General features: G+C 70.1%; 19 protein-coding genes. 15 read left to right on the top strand and 4 right to left on the bottom strand.

Translation table 11 applies throughout. The features are described from left to right. The first annotated feature begins 16 nt into the window (after positions 1-16). Positions 17-2,878: a DNA translocase FtsK gene (locus tag AB5G72_RS09330; RefSeq protein ID WP_440219724.1), complete on the top strand. Its 2,862-nt coding sequence runs from the start codon at positions 17-19 to the stop codon at positions 2,876-2,878. Between the two features lie 19 nt (positions 2,879-2,897). Here the strand turns inward: AB5G72_RS09330 and AB5G72_RS09325 are convergent, their stop codons facing one another. Continuing rightward, the gene (locus AB5G72_RS09325; RefSeq protein WP_069389096.1) at positions 2,898-3,179 is read right to left on the bottom strand and encodes a YciI family protein; all 282 of its coding nucleotides are present in this window, start codon (positions 3,177-3,179) and stop codon (positions 2,898-2,900) included. Between the two features lie 76 nt (positions 3,180-3,255). On the opposite strand from AB5G72_RS09325, the gene pgsA reads away from it, so the two are divergent. From pgsA to AB5G72_RS09280, 9 genes are all read left to right on the top strand, one after another. Continuing rightward, the gene (pgsA, locus tag AB5G72_RS09320) at positions 3,256-3,843 is read left to right on the top strand and encodes a CDP-diacylglycerol--glycerol-3-phosphate 3-phosphatidyltransferase (protein WP_069389095.1); all 588 of its coding nucleotides are present in this window, start codon (positions 3,256-3,258) and stop codon (positions 3,841-3,843) included. Between the two features lie 5 nt (positions 3,844-3,848). Further along, positions 3,849-4,382 carry a CinA family protein gene (locus AB5G72_RS09315; RefSeq protein WP_440219723.1) on the top strand — a complete coding sequence of 178 codons (534 nt, stop codon included), beginning with the start codon at positions 3,849-3,851 and terminating at the stop codon, positions 4,380-4,382. Positions 4,383-4,398: 16 nt separating this feature from the next. Next, a complete protein-coding gene (locus AB5G72_RS09310; RefSeq protein WP_067717740.1) occupies positions 4,399-4,713 on the top strand; it encodes a helix-turn-helix domain-containing protein in 315 nt (104 codons plus the stop codon). A 96-nt stretch (positions 4,714-4,809) separates the two neighbouring features. Then, positions 4,810-5,634 (top strand): PspA/IM30 family protein, encoded by an 825-nt coding sequence (locus tag AB5G72_RS09305; RefSeq protein WP_120283435.1) that lies wholly within the window; start codon positions 4,810-4,812, stop codon positions 5,632-5,634. Between the two features lie 67 nt (positions 5,635-5,701). After that, a complete protein-coding gene (locus tag AB5G72_RS09300) occupies positions 5,702-5,896 on the top strand; it encodes a DUF3046 domain-containing protein (protein WP_067717747.1) in 195 nt (64 codons plus the stop codon). Positions 5,897-6,122: 226 nt separating this feature from the next. Beyond that, positions 6,123-7,229: a recombinase RecA gene (gene recA, locus AB5G72_RS09295; RefSeq protein ID WP_120283433.1), complete on the top strand. Its 1,107-nt coding sequence runs from the start codon at positions 6,123-6,125 to the stop codon at positions 7,227-7,229. After that, positions 7,229-7,837 (top strand): regulatory protein RecX, encoded by a 609-nt coding sequence (locus tag AB5G72_RS09290; RefSeq protein ID WP_120283431.1) that lies wholly within the window; start codon positions 7,229-7,231, stop codon positions 7,835-7,837. Before recA ends, AB5G72_RS09290 begins: the two co-directional genes overlap by 1 nt. A gap of 26 nt (positions 7,838-7,863) precedes the next feature. Next, positions 7,864-9,435, top strand: coding sequence for a tRNA (N6-isopentenyl adenosine(37)-C2)-methylthiotransferase MiaB (gene miaB, locus AB5G72_RS09285; RefSeq protein WP_440221485.1), 1,572 nt, complete (start codon positions 7,864-7,866; stop codon positions 9,433-9,435). Continuing rightward, on the top strand, positions 9,423-10,004 hold the full coding sequence (locus tag AB5G72_RS09280; protein ID WP_120283427.1) for an Rv2732c family membrane protein: 582 nt from the start codon (positions 9,423-9,425) through the stop codon (positions 10,002-10,004). The genes miaB and AB5G72_RS09280 overlap by 13 nt, the downstream gene beginning before the upstream one ends. A gap of 129 nt (positions 10,005-10,133) precedes the next feature. Here AB5G72_RS09280 and AB5G72_RS09275 read toward each other — a convergent pair whose 3' ends face one another. After that, positions 10,134-11,522 carry a DUF349 domain-containing protein gene (locus AB5G72_RS09275; RefSeq protein WP_440219722.1) on the bottom strand — a complete coding sequence of 463 codons (1,389 nt, stop codon included), beginning with the start codon at positions 11,520-11,522 and terminating at the stop codon, positions 10,134-10,136. 209 nt (positions 11,523-11,731) lie between these two features. Between AB5G72_RS09275 and AB5G72_RS09270 the strand changes: the two genes are divergently transcribed. Genes AB5G72_RS09270 through AB5G72_RS09260 form a run of 3 tightly spaced genes read left to right on the top strand, consistent with a single transcriptional unit; the run spans position 11,732 to position 14,156 of the window. Beyond that, a complete protein-coding gene (locus AB5G72_RS09270) occupies positions 11,732-12,463 on the top strand; it encodes a hypothetical protein (protein WP_440219721.1) in 732 nt (243 codons plus the stop codon). Continuing rightward, on the top strand, positions 12,460-13,413 hold the full coding sequence (gene miaA / locus AB5G72_RS09265; protein WP_440219720.1) for a tRNA (adenosine(37)-N6)-dimethylallyltransferase MiaA: 954 nt from the start codon (positions 12,460-12,462) through the stop codon (positions 13,411-13,413). The genes AB5G72_RS09270 and miaA overlap by 4 nt, the downstream gene beginning before the upstream one ends. Next, positions 13,410-14,156 (top strand): IclR family transcriptional regulator, encoded by a 747-nt coding sequence (locus tag AB5G72_RS09260; protein WP_185950453.1) that lies wholly within the window; start codon positions 13,410-13,412, stop codon positions 14,154-14,156. The genes miaA and AB5G72_RS09260 overlap by 4 nt, the downstream gene beginning before the upstream one ends. Positions 14,157-14,325: 169 nt before the next feature. On the opposite strand, the gene AB5G72_RS09255 is transcribed toward AB5G72_RS09260, so the two are convergent. Beyond that, entirely contained in the window at positions 14,326-16,506 is a 2,181-nt protein-coding gene (locus AB5G72_RS09255) for a malate synthase G (protein ID WP_120283419.1), read from the bottom strand. Between the two features lie 119 nt (positions 16,507-16,625). Between AB5G72_RS09255 and dapF the strand changes: the two genes are divergently transcribed. Both dapF and hflX read left to right on the top strand, forming a co-directional pair. Next, positions 16,626-17,516 (top strand): diaminopimelate epimerase, encoded by an 891-nt coding sequence (dapF, locus tag AB5G72_RS09250; RefSeq protein ID WP_182645992.1) that lies wholly within the window; start codon positions 16,626-16,628, stop codon positions 17,514-17,516. Between the two features lie 52 nt (positions 17,517-17,568). Beyond that, on the top strand, positions 17,569-19,017 hold the full coding sequence (gene hflX, locus AB5G72_RS09245) for a GTPase HflX (protein WP_120283417.1): 1,449 nt from the start codon (positions 17,569-17,571) through the stop codon (positions 19,015-19,017). A gap of 39 nt (positions 19,018-19,056) precedes the next feature. Here the strand turns inward: hflX and lexA are convergent, their stop codons facing one another. Further along, positions 19,057-19,767, bottom strand: a complete 711-nt coding sequence (lexA, locus tag AB5G72_RS09240; RefSeq protein ID WP_372509910.1) for a transcriptional repressor LexA — start codon at positions 19,765-19,767, stop codon at positions 19,057-19,059. Positions 19,768-19,952 lie beyond the last annotated feature (185 nt).

Genomic DNA, 19,952 nt, shown 5'->3' with positions numbered 1-19,952 from the left:
TGCTCCAGACGATAGAGTGACGGCCATGGCATCCAGCTCGAGCACGCGCTCCACCCGTGCCCCCGGCGGCCGACGTCCGGCTTCGACCTCGGGAGCACAGCGATCGACCAAGTCCACCCCGTCGTCGTCGCGGGGTGGCGGTTCCCGTCGCGGTGCGGTCGTCTCGACCCCCAAGAAGGGGACCCGCAGCGGTCCTCGTACCGCTGCCCCGGCGCCGGAACGCACCTCGGGTGCGTTCGGTGCCGTGGGGCGTGGGCTGCGCGGAGGGTGGTCCGCGTTGGCGAAGGGTGTCGGCCACGGGGTCCGTGGCCTCGGGGGTGGGGATGACGACGACAAGGTGGTCCCGCCGCACCGCCGTGACGGTCTCGGCCTGATCCTCATCGGCGTGGCGATCGTGTTCGTCGGCGCCGTGTGGTTCGGCGCGGCCGGTCCGATCGGCCACTGGATCGACACCGGGATCCGGACGGTGGTCGGCACCCCCGGTGCCCTCCTGCCGCTCCTGCTGGGCGGATGGGGCGTGCTCGTCATGGCCCGCGAACCCCGTCCCGACGTGCACTCGCGATGGCTGGTCGGAACGACCGTCGCCGCTCTCGGTGTGCTCGGACTGTGGCACCTGGGGTCCGGCTCGCCGACCGATCCCGACGGGGTGCGGTCCGGCGCCGGGGTGCTCGGCCGGATCGTCGGTGGAACGCTCGAAGCCGGCCTGTCCGTCTTCGTCGCGGTACCGCTCCTCGTGCTGCTCGTCGCGTTCGGGATCCTGGTGATGGTGGGGCGGCCCGCGCGCGAGATCCCCGGGATCGTCCGCGGGTTCTTCGGCTGGGACGGCAGCGGCGACATCGTCGACCACGACTACGTCGATTCCGACGAGGACTGGGACGACGAGATGACCACGGCGTACCCGATCGCGGAGACGACGCGGGCGTCCGAGACCGAGCGCTCGGCGACGCGGCGCAGCTCCCGCCGCCGGATCGCCGCGTGGTCCGATACCCCCACGGCGGGCGAGACGGTCGAGATGCCCCGCGCCTCGCGGCCATCCGCCGAGCCCGAGGCGGCACCGGAGGTCGCCGACCTCCCCCCGGAGGCACCGGCCCGGGCCCCGGCACGCCCGAAGCGCACCCCCCGCAGGACCGAGGTCCTGCCCGCGGGCGGCGACGCCGACGAGGCCCCCGCCGGCCCGCCGGCCTCGGCCACCCCGTCCTCGCCGGCCACCGCGCCCGGACGTGCCGCCTCGACACCGTCGGTGGACACCTCCGCGGTCCCGCAGACCAACGTCCCGTCCACCCACACCGCCTCCGAGAGCGACGCGGAGCGGCTCGACTCCCAAACCCAGCTGCTGAACGGCGTGGACTACGCCCTGCCGCCCGTCAGCCTGCTCACGGCCGGTGACCCGCCCAAGGCGCGCAGCGAGTCCAACGACCAGATGATCGAGGCCATCCAGGGCGTCCTGGAGCAGTTCAAGATCGACGCGGCCGTCACCGGATTCACCCGCGGCCCGACCGTCACGCGCTATGAGGTCGAACTGGGCCCCGGCGTGAAGGTCGAGAAGATCACCGCCCTGCACCGCAACATCGCCTACGCGGTCGCCACGGACAACGTGCGGCTGCTGGCGCCGATCCCCGGCAAGTCCGCGGTCGGCATCGAGGTGCCCAACCTCGACCGCGAACTGGTGCGGCTGGCGGACGTGCTGACCGACCCCAAGACCGCCAGCAAGCACAATCCGATGCTCATCGGACTGGGCAAGGACATCGAGGGTGACTTCGTCACCGCCGACCTGGCCAAGATGCCGCACCTCCTGGTGGCCGGCTCCACCGGTTCGGGCAAGTCGAGCTTCGTCAACTCGATGCTCGTGTCCCTGCTCACGCGGGCCACCCCGGACGAGGTCCGCCTCATCCTCGTCGACCCCAAGATGGTGGAGCTCACGCCGTACGAGGGCATCCCGCACCTCATCACGCCGATCATCACCCAACCCAAGAAGGCGGCCGCGGCGCTCGCGTGGCTCGTCGAGGAGATGGAGCAGCGCTACCAGGACATGAAGTCCACCCGCGTTCGCCACATCACCGACTTCAACGAGCGCGTGAAGTCGGGAGCCATCACGACGCCGCCCGGCAGCGAGCGCGTCTACCGGCCCTACCCGTACATCGTGGCGGTGGTCGACGAGCTGGCCGACCTCATGATGACCGCGCCCCGCGACATCGAGGACGCGATCGTCCGCATCACCCAGAAGGCCCGCGCCGCCGGCATCCACCTCGTCCTGGCCACGCAGCGGCCGTCCGTCGACGTGGTCACCGGCCTCATCAAGACCAACGTGCCGTCCCGTCTGGCGTTCGCCACGTCCTCGCTCACCGACTCCCGGGTCATCCTCGACCAGGCCGGGGCGGAGAAGCTCATCGGTATGGGCGACGGCCTCTTCATCCCGATGGGTGCCTCGCGTCCCATCCGTATGCAGGGTGCGTTCATCACCGACGAGGAGATCCACGAAGTCGTCGACTACGCCAAGAACCAGGCCGAGCCCGAGTACGACGAGTCCATCACCGCCGCCAAGGAGGACGGCAAGAAGGACATCGACGCCGACATCGGCGACGACCTCGACGACCTGCTCGCCGCCGTGGAGCTCGTGGTGTCCAGCCAGTTCGGCTCCACCTCGATGCTGCAGCGCAAGCTCCGGGTCGGCTTCGCCAAGGCCGGCCGACTCATGGACCTGATGGAGTCGCGCGACATCGTCGGACCCTCCGAGGGGTCCAAGGCCCGCGACGTGCTGGTCAAGCCCGAGGAACTCGCCTCGGTGCTCTGGATGATCAAGGGCGGGGCCCCGCCGGAGGAGGATCCGGACGACGAGCCGGCCGACCTCCGCGACCCGGCCGAGACCCCGGTGGGGTAGCGGCCGGGCAGGGTGTGCGTCAGGCGAGGGCGCCGAAGACCGGCGTCCACTCCCGGACCGTGATCTCCGAGACCATTCCGCGCAGGCAGTGGGGGTCGTCTCCCACGAGCGATCGTGCGGCCTCGTCGTCGTCGGCCTCCACCACCAGCAACGCCCCGGATCCGTCGACGAACGGTCCCACGGACCGGACGGACCCGTCGTCTACGCGGGCGGACAGCCACTCGCGGTGGGCGGGCTTGTTGGCCTCCCGCTCCTCGGTCTGGGCATCGGAGTAGCGGTAGGTGACGACGAAGAGCGGCATCGTGGATCTCCTGGGATCGGGGTCGGGGGTGCGTCGCGACCAAGGGTATTCCCGCCGTCCTCGCTAAGGTGAGGGGGTGACTGCTTCCACGCGCGAGAACGGGCGCCGGACCGACGAGGTCCCCGTCCTCAACATCGCCAACGTGCTCACGGTGGTGAGGATCCTCCTGGTCCCCGTCTTCGTGGTCCTGTTCTTCGTCGCCGACGCCCAGGATCCCTGGTGGCGGGTGGGGGCGTTCGTCGTCTTCGCCGTGGCGATGTTCACCGACTACGTCGACGGTCACCTGGCCCGCAAGCTGGGGCTGGTCACCGACTTCGGCAAGATCGCGGACCCGATCGCCGACAAGGCGCTCATCGCCGCCGCGCTCATCTCGCTCTCACTGGTGGACGAGCTGTTCTGGTGGGTGACCGTGGTGATCCTGGTCCGCGAGGTGGGCATCACGCTGTGGCGCCTGTTCGGGGTGGACTACGTCGTGGCCGCGAGCAGGGGCGGCAAGCTCAAGACCGTCACACAGACGGTCGGCATGGGAATGCTCATCCTGCCGCTGCCGCACTGGGTGTGGCCGGTGGAGTGGATCGTCGTCGGTGCGGCCGTGGTGCTCACCGTCTTCACCGGCATCGATTACCTGGTCAAGGCCCGCCGGGCCGCACGCACCGCGGACTGACCCCCGTGGATCCCTCCGTCGCCGTGTCCCCGCCGGCGGCCGCCGCCGTCACCGCACTGCGGGACCGCGGATGGACCCTGGCCACGGCCGAGTCCCTCACGGCCGGGCTGCTCGCGGCCACCGTGGCCGAGGTGCCGGGCGCCAGTGCGGTGCTCCGCGGCGGGTTGATCGTCTACGCCACGGACCTCAAGCACGAGCTCGCCGGGGTGCCGACCGAGGTCCTGGAGCGGCACGGGGCGGTGTCCCCGGAGACCGCCCGCGCACTCGCGCGCGGTGCGGCGTTGCGCTGCGGCGCCGACGTCGGCGTGGGCCTGACGGGGGTGGCGGGGCCCGAGCCCCAGGAGGGCAGGCCGGTGGGGACGGTCCACGTCGGGCTGACGGTTCCCGGCATGGAGCCCTGGTCCGTGCCGCTCGCGTTGACCGGTGACCGGAGCCGTATCCGTACGGCGGCGTGCGCGGCGGCGCTGGAACTGGTCATCGCCGCGGCGACGGGGGAGGGGACCGGTGACGACGACGACGGGAACGAATCCGGGTCGTGATGCGTTGTACCCCGTGATGCCGAACATCCAGATGACCACCCTGCCCAGACCGGACCAGCCCGGCGGTGCCCCTCTGCTACGCGAGACGCTCGGGACGGTCCTGCGCGGGCTGCGCGGGGAATCCGGTCGGACCCTGCGGGACGTGGCCGACGCCGCCCGCGTGAGCCCCGGTTACCTCTCGGAGATCGAGCGCGGCCGCAAGGAGGCCTCCAGCGAACTGCTGGCCTCCATCTCCGGGGCGCTCGACGTCTCCCTGGGCGAGATCCTCATCCGCGCCGCCCTCGAGGTCTCCCCTCCGGGCACGTTCACCGAGCCGGTGCTCGCGGCCTGACCGCGCGCCCGTCACGCCCGGTGGTCGCAACCGTGCGTTGTTCGGTACCGTTGAACAGACCCGTCGTCCGAATCGGCAGAAGGACACTACGCAGCGATGGCCAATCCGTTTACCAAGGCATGGCGCTACCTCATGGCGTTGTTCGATTCGAAGATCGACGAGAAGGCCGACCCCAAGGTCCAGATCCAGCAGGCGATCGCTGACGCGCAGCGTCAGCACCAGCAGCTCTCGCAGCAGGCTGCGGCGGTCATCGGCAACCAGCGCCAGCTGGAGATGAAGCTCAACCGGCAGCTCGCGGAGATCGAAAAGCTCCAGGGCTCCACCAGGCAGGCATTGCAGATGTCGGAGCAGGCGCGCCAGAAGGGTGACGCGGCCAAGGCCACCGAATACGAGAACGCCGCGGAGGCGTTCGCGGCCCAACTGGTCACGGCCGAGCAGAGTGTGGAAGACCTCAAGGGCCTGCACGACCAGTCGCTCCAGGCCGCCGCCCAGGCCAAGAAGGCCGTCGAGCAGAACGCGATGGTCCTCCAGCAGCGCGTGGCCGAGCGCACCAAGCTGCTCAGTCAGCTGGAGCAGGCCAAGATGCAGGAGCAGGTCAGCGCCTCCCTGCAGTCGATGTCGGAGCTGTCCTCGGGCGGCAACACCCCGAACCTCGACCAGGTCCGCGACAAGATCGAGCGTCGGTACGCCAACGCCCTGGGCTCGGCGGAACTCGCACAGAACTCGGTGCAGGGTCGCATGCTCGAGGTCGAGCAGGCCTCGACCCAGATGGCCGGCCACAGCCGCCTCGAGCAGATCCGCGCGTCGATGGCGGAGGGCGGCCAACTCGGGTCCGGTACCGGTGCCACCGGCCAGCTCGGCCAGGGCCAGTCCGAGCCGGCGCCGCAGCAGCAGCAGCAGGCGCAGACCGAACAGCAGTGATCTCGCGGCAACGGGCCGTCGGCGACCACGCCGGCGGCCCGTCGTCGTCCGTAGGGGAGGGCGAGACGTGACCCTGACCGAGTTCCGCGCACGCACCGTGGAGGCCTTCGGTGAACTCCGCGCCGACAGTCTGACCAGATCGCACCATCTGGCGGAGTGTGGCGGGAGGACCGCCCTCGAGGCGATCGACGCCGGCCTCCCCGTCAAGCGAGTGTGGTTGGCGTTGTGCGCCGAGTTCGAGGTACCCGAACAGCTGCACTAGCGCTCCGTCCGCGGCGTGTCGGTCGACCTCGAACACCCGTTCGCCTACACTGGGTGCCACGTGATGACGGTTCGCCCCGTCCACAGGGCGCCCTTCCTCCACAGGAAAGCGGTCGCCGGGTTCGCGCGAGACGTTCGTGTCGTACCCGGCCCGTAACGTCCGCAACTGAATCACCACCCAGACCGATCGGCCGGACGCCGGGGGTCGCGCAGGAACGGAGAGCACCATGGCACCCAAGACCACCGCGAAGTCGGGGACCAAGACGGGCGTGGCCCAGAATCGCGAACAGGCGCTGGAACTGGCCCTCGCGCAGATCGACAAGGCCTACGGCAAGGGCTCGGTCATGCGGTTGGGTGACGACAACCGGCCGCCGGTCCAGGTCATCCCGACCGGGGCACTGTCCCTCGACGTGGCACTGGGCGTGGGCGGCTTCCCCCGGGGGCGCGTCGTGGAGATCTACGGGCCGGAGTCCTCGGGTAAGACCACGGTCGCGTTGCACGCCGTGGCCAACGCGCAGGCGGCCGGCGGGATCGCGGCGTTCATCGACGCGGAGCACGCCCTGGATCCGGAGTACGCCCGCAAGCTCGGCGTGGACACGGACAACCTCATCGTCTCCCAGCCGGACACGGGTGAGCAGGCCCTCGAGATCGCGGACATGCTGGTCCGCTCCGGGTCGATCGACATCCTGGTGGTCGACTCCGTGGCGGCGCTCGTCCCGCGTGCCGAGATCGAGGGGGAGATGGGCGACAGCCACGTCGGCCTGCAGGCGCGACTCATGAGCCAGGCCCTGCGGAAGATGACGGGCGCGCTGCACAACACCGGCACCACCGCCATCTTCATCAACCAGCTGCGCGAGAAGATCGGCGTCATGTTCGGCTCGCCGGAGACCACCACTGGCGGTAAGGCGCTGAAGTTCTACGCGTCGGTGCGGTTGGACGTGCGCCGTATCGAGACGCTCAAGGACGGTGCCGACGCGGTCGGTAACCGCACCAAGTGCAAGGTCGTCAAGAACAAGGTCGCGCCGCCGTTCAAGATCGCGGAGTTCGACATCCTCTACGGCGAGGGGATCAGCCGCGAGGGCTCGCTCATCGACATGGGCGTGGACAACGGCTTCATCAAGAAGTCGGGGTCCTGGTTCACCTACGGACCGGACCAGTTGGGCCAGGGCAAGGAGAACGCCCGTCGGTACCTCAAGGAGAACCCGTCGGTGCGGGACGAGATCGAGCGCAAGATCCTGGACAAGCTCAATATCGGCGCGGGGGCGGAGATCGCCGAGATCGAGGCGGAGTCCGACGAGGACGCGCCGATCGACGTGGTGCCCGTCGAGTTCTGATGTCGGGCAGGGACACCCGCGGGCCCCGCGGCGCCGGGGCGCCCAGGGCGGAGGAACTCCGTACGGCGATCGCCGCGGTGGAGGCCAGGCCCTCCGGGTCCTCGGACCTTCCGCCCCTGGCCCCCGAAGCACACGAGGCCGCGAACGCCGCGCTCCGACTACTGCGCTACCGGCCGCGCAGTGAGCACGAGTTGCGCGAGCGGCTGCTCGACAAGGAGTACGCCGCGGAGGCCGTCGACGAGGCGCTCGGCAGGGTCAGGGCGTGGGGACTGGTCGACGATGCCGACTTCGCCGAGGAGTGGGTACGTGGCCGTAGGAGACGCCGTGGCCGTTCGCGCGGCGCCCTCGAGCGCGAGCTGCGGGACAAGGGCGTGGCGGAGGCGCACATCGCCCGGGCTGTCGGCGAGATCGACGAGTCGGATGACCGTCGGCAGGCCGCCGAACTGGTACGCGGTCGGCTGGATCGCCGGCCGCGCGCCGCACTGTCCGGGCCGGACGTGCAGGGCGAGCGGCGCAGGCTCATCGCCTTCCTGGCCCGGCGGGGTTATCCGACGGGGTTGGCGGTGAAAGTCGTGGACGCCGAATTGGCGGCCCACGCATCGCCCTGAGTACCCTGGCCTGCGTGGATACTCTCGTGACCGACCTGCAGGCGGCGGCGCAGGAAGCGCATGCCGAGGGCGACGCCCGCCGGACCTACCAGGTTCGCACCTTCGGATGTCAGATGAACGTCCATGACTCCGAGCGTCTCGCCGGGGTCCTCGACGCCGCGGGGTACGTGCCCTTCGAGGGCGACGCCGACCCGGCCGGAGGTCACCTTCCCGATCTGGTCGTGTTCAACACCTGCGCGGTCCGGGAGAACGCCGACAACCGGCTCTACGGCACCCTCGGTCACCTGCGGCCGTGGAAGGACGCGAACCCCCGCCTGCAGATCGCCGTCGGGGGGTGCCTCGCGCAGAAGGACAAGGACGTCGTCGTCTCCCGCGCACCGTGGGTCGACGTCGTGTTCGGCACCCACAACCTCGGACACCTGCCGACGCTCCTCGACCGCTCCCGCCACAACGAGCGGGCCGAGGTGGAGATCGCCGACTCCCTGCAGCATTTCCCGTCGACCCTGCCGGCCACCCGCGAATCCTCATACGCCGGGTGGGTCTCGGTGTCCGTGGGATGCAACAACACCTGCACGTTCTGCATCGTTCCGTCCCTGCGCGGCAAAGAGGTCGATCGTCGGCCCGGCGAGGTCCTGGCCGAGGTGCAGGCGCTCGCCGACGAGGGCGTCCTCGAGGTCACGCTGCTCGGCCAGAACGTCAACGCCTACGGGCGGTCCTTCCACGACCCCGACGAGCCCTCCGACAAGGGAGCCTTCGCCTCACTGCTGCGGGCGGCCGGCCGGGTCGAGGGGATCGAACGGATCCGCTTCACCTCGCCGCACCCGGCGGAGTTCACCGACGACGTGATCGAGGCCATGGCCTCCACACCGACCGTCTGCCCCCAACTGCACATGCCGCTGCAGTCCGGGTCCGACCGCGTCCTGCGCGCCATGCGACGCTCCTACCGGTCCGAGCGCTTCCTCGGCATCATCGAACGCGTCCGTGCGGCCATGCCGCACGCGGCCATCACCACCGACATCATCGTCGGGTTCCCCGGTGAGACCGAGGAGGACTTCCAGGCCACCCTCGACGTGGTCGAGAAGGCCCGGTTCTCCAGCGCGTTCACCTTCCAATACTCGCCCCGCCCGGGGACCCCCGCGGCCACCATGGAGGACCAGATCCCCAAGGCCGTGGTCCAGGAACGCTACGAGCGGCTGATCGAGCTCCAGGAGCGCATCACCCTCGAGGAGAACCGGAAGCAGGTCGGGCGGGTCGTCGAACTCCTCGTGACCGCCGACGAAGGCCGCAAGGACGCGGCCACCGCACGGATGACGGGCCGGGCCCGCGACGGTCGGCTCGTGCACTTCGCACCCATTGGCGACCACGCCGATCGGGTGCGTCCGGGCGACGTGGTGACCACCCGCGTCACCGCAGCGGCCCCTCACCACCTGCTCGCCGATGACCTAGTGCTCAGCCACCGGGCCACCCGGGCCGGGGATCGTCACGCGGCGGGCCACAAGCCCGAGACCCCGCCCATCGGGGTCGGGCTCGGACTTCCCACGCTCCGGCGCGACACCGTCAGCGCCCCAGTCACCACCGAGAAGGGATGCCCCACGTGAGCACCGACGACCGTCCCGATCCGATCGCGGGGATCATGGAAGTCACCCGGAACGCGGAATCGGAGATGCGAGACCGTGACCGCGTCCTCGGGCGCACCCTCGTGATCGGGCGGGCCTACCTGGCGTCCGCCGTCCTCATCGTCCTGTTGGCCGTCGCCCTGGCCCTGCCGCACAGCGAGGGGGTGCGGGGACTCGACGTCCTGTTCTTCACCGACGTGGCGCGTGAGCAGTACACGACCCTGCCGTCCCATCTGTTCGTGCTCCTGTACTCCGTGGGCACCATCGCGTTCGGGGCAGCGATGATCATGACCCAGAAGTGGTGGGCCGCCGGGATCGCCTGGAGTGCGACATGCGTGTCCGCCGTCTACGGCGTGTTGGCGATCTGGCTCCGCCAGTCCGGTCGCGGGCCCAACCCTGATGTGCAGGACTTCGGCGGGCCCGGCATTGGCCTCTACCTCAGTGAGATCATCGTGTTCGCGCTGGTCATCACGCTGGCGAGCGTGCTGTGGGCGCGGACCCCGGAGCAGATCACCCTCGAGGAGAACGCCCGTCACGGAGACGGGCGCTGAACCGACCTCCCGGACGACGCACGGTGGGATGACCGGCGCGAGAAGAGCCCGGCCCCGTCGTCACGGGCCGGGCTCTTCTCGTCGGCGGGTACTCGCTTCCCGTCGGCGGGCAGCCGCCGGTGGGGCGCGTCAGCGGGTGTCGACCGCCTTCTCGGCGGCCTCCGCCCACTCCTTCCACTGCGCGGCCTGCGCCCGGGCGCTCTCCGCGTCTTTGTTCTTGCCCGCAGCATCCGCCTTCGCGGCCTGCTCCTCGAAGTCGTGGACCCTGTCCCAGAACTGGCCGGCGCGGGCCTTGGCCTCCGGGTCGGTACGGCGCCATTCCGTGTCCGCCGCGTCGGCGACACGCTTCTCCAGGGCCCGGATACGCCCCTCCAACTGACCCATCCGCTCGCGCGGGACCTTGCCGATCTCCTCCCACCGCGACTGCAGTTGCCGAAGAGCGGACCGGGCGGCGCCCAGGTCGGCCGCAGGATCGATCCGGCCCTCGTACTCGGCGAGCAGGGCCTCCTTGGCCTGGGCGTTGGTCTCGAACTCGGCGTCCCGTTCCGCAGCGGCGGCGTGGCGGGCGTCGAAGAACGTGTCTTGGGCCGCCTTGAACCGCTTCCACAGGGCCTCATCGGCATCCCGCGGGGCCCGGCCGGCGGCCTTCCACTCGTCCATGAGACGACGGAACGCCGTGGCCGTGTCGTTCCAGTCGGTGGATCCGGACAGGGCCTCCGCCCGCTCCACCAGGTCCTCCTTGACCTTCTTGACCGAGGCGCGGTTGCGGTCCAGTTCGGCGAAGTGCGAGCCCCGGCGACGGTTGAACGCCTCCCGGGCCTTGGAGAACCTCTTCCACAGGGCGTCGTCCGTCTTGCGGTCGATACCCCGGATCATCTTCCACTCCTCGAGGATCTCGCGCAGACGGTCCCCGGCGGACTTCCACTGAGTCGACGACGCCCCGATCTCCTCGGCCTCGTCCGCCAACGCCTCCTTCCGCGCGATCGCGGCCGCACGCTGCTCGTCCTTGCGCTGCTTCGACACGGCCTCGACCTCGCCGGAACGCTCGATCACCGCAGCCACACGCGCGGTGAGAGAATCCAGATCGCCCACGGCGGCGGCGGTGGGGATCTGTTCGGCCAGGGTCTCCGCCGAGGCGCGGGTCTTCCTGGCGTCCTGCGGATGGGACTCGAGACGGGTCTCGAGCAGGGCGACCTCGGCGGCGAGGTCATCGAAGCGCAGACCGAAGTGCGCGAGGCCCTCCTCGGGAGCGCCGGCCTGCCACGACCCGACCTGACGCTCACCGTCGGAGGTCCTGACGAACACCGCGCCCGACTCGTCGACGCGACCCCACTGCGAGGGGTCCGAGGCGCGCGTGACCCCCGGGGTACCCGCGGGGGTCGGCCGCGGTGCCACCTTGCGTGCCAACGCGGCGGGGGATGGCGCACCCGGCCTCGGACCGGGGGTCGGGGTCGCTCCGCCCGAACTCGATCCGCCCGGACTCGATCCGCCCTGGGCGGTGGGTGACTGCTCGGTCATGTCGTCCTCGTTTCCTTCTGCCGCGTGTCACGGCACCGTCACCGGGATCGCACCGGTCATCGCCTCGCCGCCCCGTTTCGAGGAGACGGCATCCTCCTAGTGTGTACCAACCTCCGCCCGGGTGTCCGGCGTATCCCCGCCGTATCCCCGCGGCATCCCCGGACGGGTCCGTTCCGCGGCGTCGGGGGCGGTCAGTAGGGTTTCCGGATGTGAGCCCCTCTGTCGTCCTGGTCCCCGGAGCGCCGGTCCTCGTGCCGGAGCTGTCCGGCTCTGCGGTGGCCGAGACCGAGGGCGGTGTGGCCGCGATATGCGAGATGCTCCGCCGGGCCGGACGCGGCGCGACACGGGTCGTCGTCCTGGGGACCGACCACGCGGGCAGAAGTCTTGGGGACATGCGCTCCTCGCTCTCCAGATGGGGGGTCGACGTGCCCGTGGGCCCGCCCGGTGCCCCGCCGACGCCGCACGCTGCGGTTCCCGACCCGGCGTTGATCGCCTGGTGGCTGCTCGACCTGGCGGGTATCGACCTCCCGAGGAGGTTCGTCGGCGTGACCGGGGGAGCGCAGCCCACCCCCACGCCGGTGTCGGACGACCTCGTCGTCGTCGTCGCCGACGGCCCCGCCTCCCTCACTCCGCGTGCTCCCGTACCGGAAGACCCCCGCGGTATCGCGCTCGACGGGCGGCTCGCCCGGTGGTTGCGCGCCTCGGGCGGGCTCCCCGACCCCGGCGAGCGAGTGGCCGACGAGATCGGCTGGTGGAGCCGGCCCGCGTGGCGCGTCCTGGCGGACCTCGTCGCGGACCGCACGGCTGTCGAGGCCCTGTCCTGGGCGCCATTCGGGGTGGGGTATCACAGCGCGTGGTGGCCGCCGAAGGCCGCCGCGCATGCCACGGTGGTCGTCGACGCGCCGGCCGCCACGCCCGGCGAACCCGGGGCACCGTCATGACCGGGCGAAACCCCGTCGCCGTGGTGGGGCCGACCGGGACCGGAAAGTCCGAGCTGGCGCTCGGCCTGGCCGAGCGACTCGGCGGTGAGATCGTCAACTGCGATGCCATGCAGCAGTACCGCGGCATGGACATCGGCACCGCCAAGCTGACACCGACTCAGCGGCGCGGGATCCCGCACCACCGGCTCGACGTGCTGGACGTCACCGAGACCGCCAGCGTCGCGGACTTCCGCACCGAGGCGGAACGCGAGATCTCCGAGATCCGCGATCGCGGCCACGTGCCGATCCTGTGCGGAGGGTCGATGATGTACATCCAGGCGCTTGTCGACGGGTGGTCGATCCCGGACACGGACCCGGACGTGCGCGCCCACTACGAACGTCGCCTCGAGCAGATCGGGGTGCAGGCCCTGCACGCCGAACTCGCCGTGGTGGACCCCGAGGCCGCGCAGACCATCCTCCCCAGCGACCCCAGGCGCACCGTGCGCGCATTGGAGGTCGTGGAACTCACCGGCAAGCCCTTCTCCGCCTCCCGACCGACGATCGGGGAACCGCGCTGGGGCACGCGCATGCTGGGCCTGCGCTGCGGTCTGCCGGAACTGGACGAGAGGCTGACGACGCGTACGGCCGCGATGTTCGCCGACGGGCTCGTCCCGGAGGTCCGCCGGCTCGTGGGAGTCGGACTGCTCCGGGGCGTCACCGCACGACGCGCGATCGGTTACGCCCAGGTGCTCGACGAGATGGACGCACAGCAGCGGATCGACGACGCCGGGGCGGCCCGCGCCGAGGAACGGACGGTGATCGGGACCCGCCGCTACGTCCGGCGCCAGCGGTCATGGTTCGGCCGGGACCACCGGATCCGGTGGATCGACACCGACACCCACGGACGCGACGCCCACACACCCCGCCCGCTCGAGGCCGCGCTGGGGATCCTCGGGGAGGGCCGACCGTGAGCAGCCCCGGACCCGGGCGCCCGCGGGTCCAGTCCGTCGACCGGGCCTTCGACCTACTCGACGCGCTGAGCATCCGCGGGGGCCGGGCGAGCCTCGGGGACCTGGTCTCCGACACGGGCCTGGCGGCCGCCACCGTCCACAGGCTGTGCGGCACGCTCGCGGAGAGCGGTCACCTCCGGCGCGACGCGGGCCGCGACTACCTGCTCGGACCGCGCCTCCAGCGGATCGGCGACGTCGCCGGACGCGCCACCGCGTCCTGGGCCGTGCCGGTGCTCACCGCCGTGGTCGAGGGCACCGGGGAGACCGCCAACCTGGCCGTCCGGGAGGGCGACGGGGTGGTCTACCTCGCCCAGGTGCCGTCCCCACACTCGATGCGGATGTTCACCGAGGTGGGACGACGGGTGGACGTGCACTGCACCGCGGTGGGCAAGGCCCTGGTCGCGGGCGACGACGACGACGAGGTCCGCAGGATGCTCGACAGGGCGGGCATGCGCCGCTTCACCGACTCGACCATCGTCGAGCCCGACAGGTTGATCGACGAACTGCGGCTGGTGCGACAGGCCGGGTTCGCCACCGATGAGTCCGAGCAGGAGGAGGGCGTCCGCTGCGTCGCCATCGCGGTGGGTACCGGGGACGCCGCCTTCGCGGTGTCGGCATCCGGCCCCGAGGCCAGGTTCACGCGCGATCGCCGCGACGCCGCCGTCGCGATCCTGCGTGCGGCCGTGGCCGGGCTCGTCCCCTGATCTCGCGTCCGGCGAGCACGCCCGCCCGCCGGACGCCATCGGGCCGGGCGCAGGACGCCCGCGGCCGTGAGGGCGGAGAATCCGCCACCCCCGCCCGGAACCGGCCCCACTGGCGCGGGATCGGAGGTCGGGCGGACGTGGCGGATTCTGCGGGTCGGCCGGCGCCGGTCTAGCCCGCGTTGGCGGCCTTGAACTCGCGACGACGGCGATGCAGGATCGGCTCGGTGTAGCCCGACGGCTGCTTGGTGCCCTCGAGGATCAGTTCCCGGGCCGCCTGCCAGGCGATGGACTTCTCGAAGTCCGGTGCCATGTTCCGGTAGGCGTCGTCGCCGGCGTTCTGCTTGTCGACGATCTCGGCCATCCGGCGCAGCGAGTCCTCGACGTCGTCGGCGGTGATGATGTCGTGGCGGATCCAGTTGGCCAGCATCTGCGAGGAGATCCGCAGGGTGGCGCGGTCCTCCATGAGGTTGACGTCGTGGATGTCCGGCACCTTCGAGACGCCGATGCCCTGCTCGACCCACCGCACGACGTAGCCGAGGATGGTCTGGCAGGAGTTGTCGACCTCTTCCTTCTTCTCCTCGTCCGTCCAGTCCGTGGACGGGGCCAGCGGGACGGTGAGGATGTCGTCGACACTCGCGCGGGCACCCCCGGCGAGCAGCTCTTCCTGCCGGGTCATGACGTTGACCCGGTGGTAGTGGGTGGCGTGCAGCGTGGCGCCGGTCGGCGAGGGCACCCACGCGGTGTTGGCGCCGGCCTCGGGCTGGCCGATCTTCTCGGCGAGCATCTCGGCCATGAGGTCGGTCTTGGCCCACATGCCCTTGCCGATCTGGGCACGGCCACGCAGGCCACACGCCAGACCCGTGTCGACGTTGAAGTCCTCGTAGGCGTTCATCCACCGGGCGCCCTTCATCTCGCCCTTGCGGATCATCGGCCCGGCCTCCATGGAGGTGTGGATCTCGTCGCCGGTCCGGTCGAGGAAGCCGGTGTTGATGAACACGACTCGTTCGGTGGCCTCGGCGATGCAGGCGGCGAGGTTGACCGAGGTGCGACGCTCCTCATCCATGATGCCCACCTTGAGGGTGTTCTCGGGCAGCCCGAGGAGCTTCTCGACACGACCGAACAGCTCGGTGGTGAACGCGACCTCCTCCGGCCCGTGCTGCTTGGGCTTCACGATGTAGATCGACCCGTGTCGGCTGTTCCGGCGCTCGTTGCCCTCGGCGATCCCGTGCATGCCGGCGAGCGAGGTGACCAGTGCGTCGAGGATGCCCTCGGGCATCTCGTTGCCGTCCGCGTCGAGCACGGCCGGGTTGGTCATCAGGTGGCCGACGTTACGCACGAACAGCATCGAGCGGCCGTGGAGACGGACCTCACCCGAACCGTCGGGCGCGGTGAAGACCCGGTCGTCGTTGAGGACACGGGTGAAGGTCTTGTCGCCCTTGGTGATCTCCTCGGACAGGTCTCCCTTCATGAGCCCCAGCCAGTTGCTGTAGCCCTGGGTCTTGTCCTCGGCGTCGACGGCGGCGACCGAGTCCTCGAAATCCATGATGGTGGAGACGGCGGACTCCAGGACGACGTCCTTGACGCCGGCGCCGTCGGTCGAGCCGATGGGGGAGTCCGGGTCGATCTGGATCTCGATGTGCAGACCGTTGTTGCACAGCAGGACCGAGGACGGGCTCGAGGGCTCGCCGAGGTAGCCCACGAACTTCTCCGGGGCCGCCAACCGGGTGCTCGACCCGTCGGACACGGTCACCTGCAGGCCTCCGTCGACCACGGCGTAGGCCGTGGAGCCCACGTGGCTGCCCGACGCCAGCGGTGCGGCGTCGTCGAGGAACTCACGGGCCCAGTCGATGACCTTGTCGCCGCGGACCTTGTTGTACCCCGAGCCCTGCTCGGCGCCGTCGGACTCCGGGATCGCATCGGTGCCGTAGAGGGCGTCGTAGAGCGAACCCCAGCGGGCGTTACCCGCGTTGATCGCGAACCGGGCGTTCATGACCGGCACGACGAGCTGCGGGCCGGCGACCGTGGCGATCTCCGCGTCGACGTTCTCGGTCGTGACGGAGACGGACTCGGGCTCGGGAACCAGGTACCCGATCTCCTGCAGGAACGCCTTGTAGACGCCCGGGTCGATCGGCGCCGGGTTCTCGTGATGCCAGGCGTCGATCTGGGACTGCAACCGGTCGCGGGTGTCGAGCAGTTCGCGATTGCGGGGGGCCAGCTCGGTGAAGATCTCGGAGGCGCCCGCCCAGAACGCGTCGGGATCGACCCCGGTGCCCGGGATCGCCTGGGAGTTGACGAAGTCGTACAGGACCTCGTCGACCTGGATTCCGCCGACAGTGATGCGTTCGGACATCGATGCTCTCCTGGAGGTAGGGGACCGTTCTCCAAGTCGACTCTAGTGGGCGTACCGTCCGGCATCATCCGACATTTCCACAGTGCGGAACGGTCCCCGCCGGCGAGTACGATTTCGCCATGACTTCGACGCGCCAGGCCTCGCAGCCCGACGGTATCGCCTTCCTCAAGGGCCACGGCACCCTCAACGACTTCGTGATCCTCCCGGACGATCAGGCCGACCTGGACCTCGACGTGTACCTCGTACGAGCACTGTGCGATCGGCGTGGCGGAATCGGCGCCGACGGAGTCCTGCGGATCGCGACCGCCGGAGCCCTCGTCGACCGCGGCGTGCTCGCGACCCTGCCGCCCGGCGTGGACGGTGCGGACTGGTTCATGGACTACCGCAACGCCGATGGTTCCATCGCGGAGATGTGCGGCAACGGGGTCCGGGTCTTCGCCCACGCCCTCGTCGCGACCGGGAGAGCGGAGGCCGGCTCGATCCCGGTGGGCACGCGGTCAGGGGCCCGCCCCGCCGAGGTCCTCTCACACTCGGGTGTTGACGCGGTGGTGCGGGTGGACATGGGGGAGCCGCGTCTGCTGGGTCTGTCCTCGGCGGAGGTCGGTGGCCGGACCTTCGCGGGACTCGCCGTCGACATGGGCAATCCGCACCTCGCCTGTGTGGTCCCCGATCTGGACGCCGCGGGCCTCGCCGGGCTGCCGGTGCAGGAGGCCCCGGTGTATGACCGGGACTTCTTCCCCGACGGCGTCAACATCGAGATCGCCACCCCGATGGTGGACGGTCGGGTCTCCATGCGGGTCCACGAGCGGGGATCAGGGGAGACCATGTCCTGCGGAACCGGAATCGTCGCGACCGCGGTCGCCGCGCTGGCCGACTCGGGGGAGGCGACGGGCGACGTCGTCGTGGTGGTCCCCGGCGGCGAGGTGGAGGTCTCACTCACCGAGGCCGGGTCCTCGCTCACCGGGCCGTCCACACTCGTCGCCCGCGGTCATTACCACCGTGGTCGGTAGCACACCGTCTCGCACGGGACACCGGGGGCCCGGTGTGAGAAGATGAACCCGAATGACTACTGATCACACGGCCGCTGACCGGCCGACACGCGACCTCGATCCGTCCATCGGTGATTTCCAGCTCGAGGAGAGATCCTCGATGCGCCGGGTGGCGGGGCTCTCCACCGAACTCCAGGACGTCAACGACGCCGAGTACCGCCAGCTCCGACTCGAACGGGTCGTGCTCGTCGGTGTCTGGACCGAAGGGTCCGCCGCGCAGGCGGACGCCGCGATGGCCGAGCTCGCCCAGCTCGCCGAGACCGCGGGATCGGAGGTGTGCGACGCGCTCATCCAGCGGCGTGACAAGCCCGATGCCGCCACCTACATCGGGTCGGGCAAGGTCAGCGTCCTCAAGGACGTGATCGCCGCGACCGGCGCGGACACCGTCATCTGCGACGGCGAACTCACCCCTGGACAGTTGCTCGCGCTGGAGAAGGCGGTCAACGTGAAGGTCATCGACCGTACCGCGCTGATCCTCGACATCTTCGCACAGCACGCCACCAGCCGTGAGGGCAAGGCCCAGGTGACCCTCGCCCAGATGGAGTACATGCTCCCCCGTCTGCGTGGGTGGGGCGAGTCGCTGTCCCGCCAGGCGGGCGGTCGTGCCGGGAGCAACGGCGGCGTCGGTCTTCGTGGCCCCGGTGAGACCAAGATCGAAACCGACCGGCGTCGGATCCGCGAGCGGATGGCCCGTCTGCGCCGGGACATCAAGGGGATGAAGCAGGCCCGGGACACCAAACGGCACCGACGGCGTACCACTCCGGTGCCGTCCATCGCCATCGCCGGCTACACGAACGCCGGGAAGTCGAGCCTGCTCAACAGGATCACCGGAGCCGGCGTCCTGGTTCAGAACGCCCTGTTCGCCACACTCGACCCGACGACGCGCAAGGCCGAGTTGCCTGACGGCAGAGCAGTCGTCTTCACGGACACCGTGGGATTCGTCCGACACCTGCCGACCCAGTTGGTCGAGGCGTTCAGGTCCACACTGGAAGAGGTCGTCGACTCCGAGTTGCTCCTCCACGTCGTGGATGGTTCGGACGCCTTCCCGCTCCGCCAGATCGAGGCGGTGCGCAAGGTGATCAACGAGGTGGTCGAGGAGCAGAACGCGGAGCGGCCTCGGGAACTCCTGGTGATCAACAAGATCGACGCCGCGGATCCCGTGGTCCTCACCGAGTTGCACCACGCGCTGCCCGACGCCGTGTTCGTCTCGGCGGTCACCGGGCAGGGTGTCGACGAACTCCTCGAGCGAATCACGCAGATCGTCGCCTCCGGGGACACCGAGGTGACCCTGTCCGTCCCGTACTCCCGCGGGGACGTGGTGTCGCGGGTCCACGCCGAGGGCGCGGTGGTCGAGGAGGAACACACCCAGGACGGAACCCGGCTGGTGGTCCGCCTGCCCGCGTCCGTGGCCGGCGAACTGGACGAGTTCGCCGCCCGCGGTCCACATGACGGCGCCGCCTGACCCCTTCGGGGACGGGCGGCGCGTCGTTCGAACCGGGACTTAGAGTTTCCGGAACACTGTCACGACCTTGCCGAGGATCGTCGCGTGCTCGCCCGGAATCGGGCTGAACGACGGATTGTGGGGCAGCAACCAGACTCCGCTCGAGTCGTTCCGGAAAGTCTTGACCGTCGCCTCCCCGTCGATCATGGCGGCGACGATCTCCCCGTTGTCCGCGACGTTCTGCCGCCTGACCACCACGTAGTCGCCATCGCAGATGGCGGCGTCGATCATCGACTCGCCCACGACCTTGAGCATGAACAGATCACCTGATCCGACGAGGTCCGACGGCAGGGGGAAGATCTCCTCGACGGCTTGCTCCGCGAGGATGGGCCCGCCCGCCGCGATCCGGCCGAGCACGGGGACGTAAACGGGTTCGACCGCGCCGCCCGGACGCTGGGGCTCCGGAGCAGGTGACCGACGGCCCCGTGACTTCTGCCCCGGGACACCGTGGACGTCGACCGCCCGCGGCTTGTGCGGATCCCGCGTCAGGAAGCCCTTCTTCTCCAGCGTGCGGAGTTGATGCGCCACCGACGACGTGGACTGCAAGCCGACCGCGTCCCCGATCTCGCGGATGCTCGGCGGATAACCACGCTCCTTGACGGTGTCGTGAATGTGGAGCAGAACGCTCTTCTGTCGGTCCGTCAGTGACTCGAAATCGGGCTTCGGCATCTCGTGTGGTCCCTTCGGCGAATGGATGTTCGACGTTGTGATCTGTCTACACCCTAGTGCCAAGGACTGCGGCGCGCCACACAGGTGTTCGAAGAAATTCCTCGGTGGATCGTGACTGTGTCGGAGTCGCGTGATACAACTCTAGGGGAGTTCGGATTCGAACAGATGTACTGAGAAACACATACAGGTGTGCGAATCCACATCGCACACCGTATCGAGTAGGGAGC

It is taken from the genome of Dietzia sp. MNB45 (assembly GCF_051994785.1).
Taxonomy (GTDB): Bacteria; Actinomycetota; Actinomycetes; order Mycobacteriales; family Mycobacteriaceae; genus Dietzia; species Dietzia kunjamensis.
Note: the sequence above shows the minus strand (reverse complement) of the source record. Positions and strands in the feature narration are given on the sequence as shown.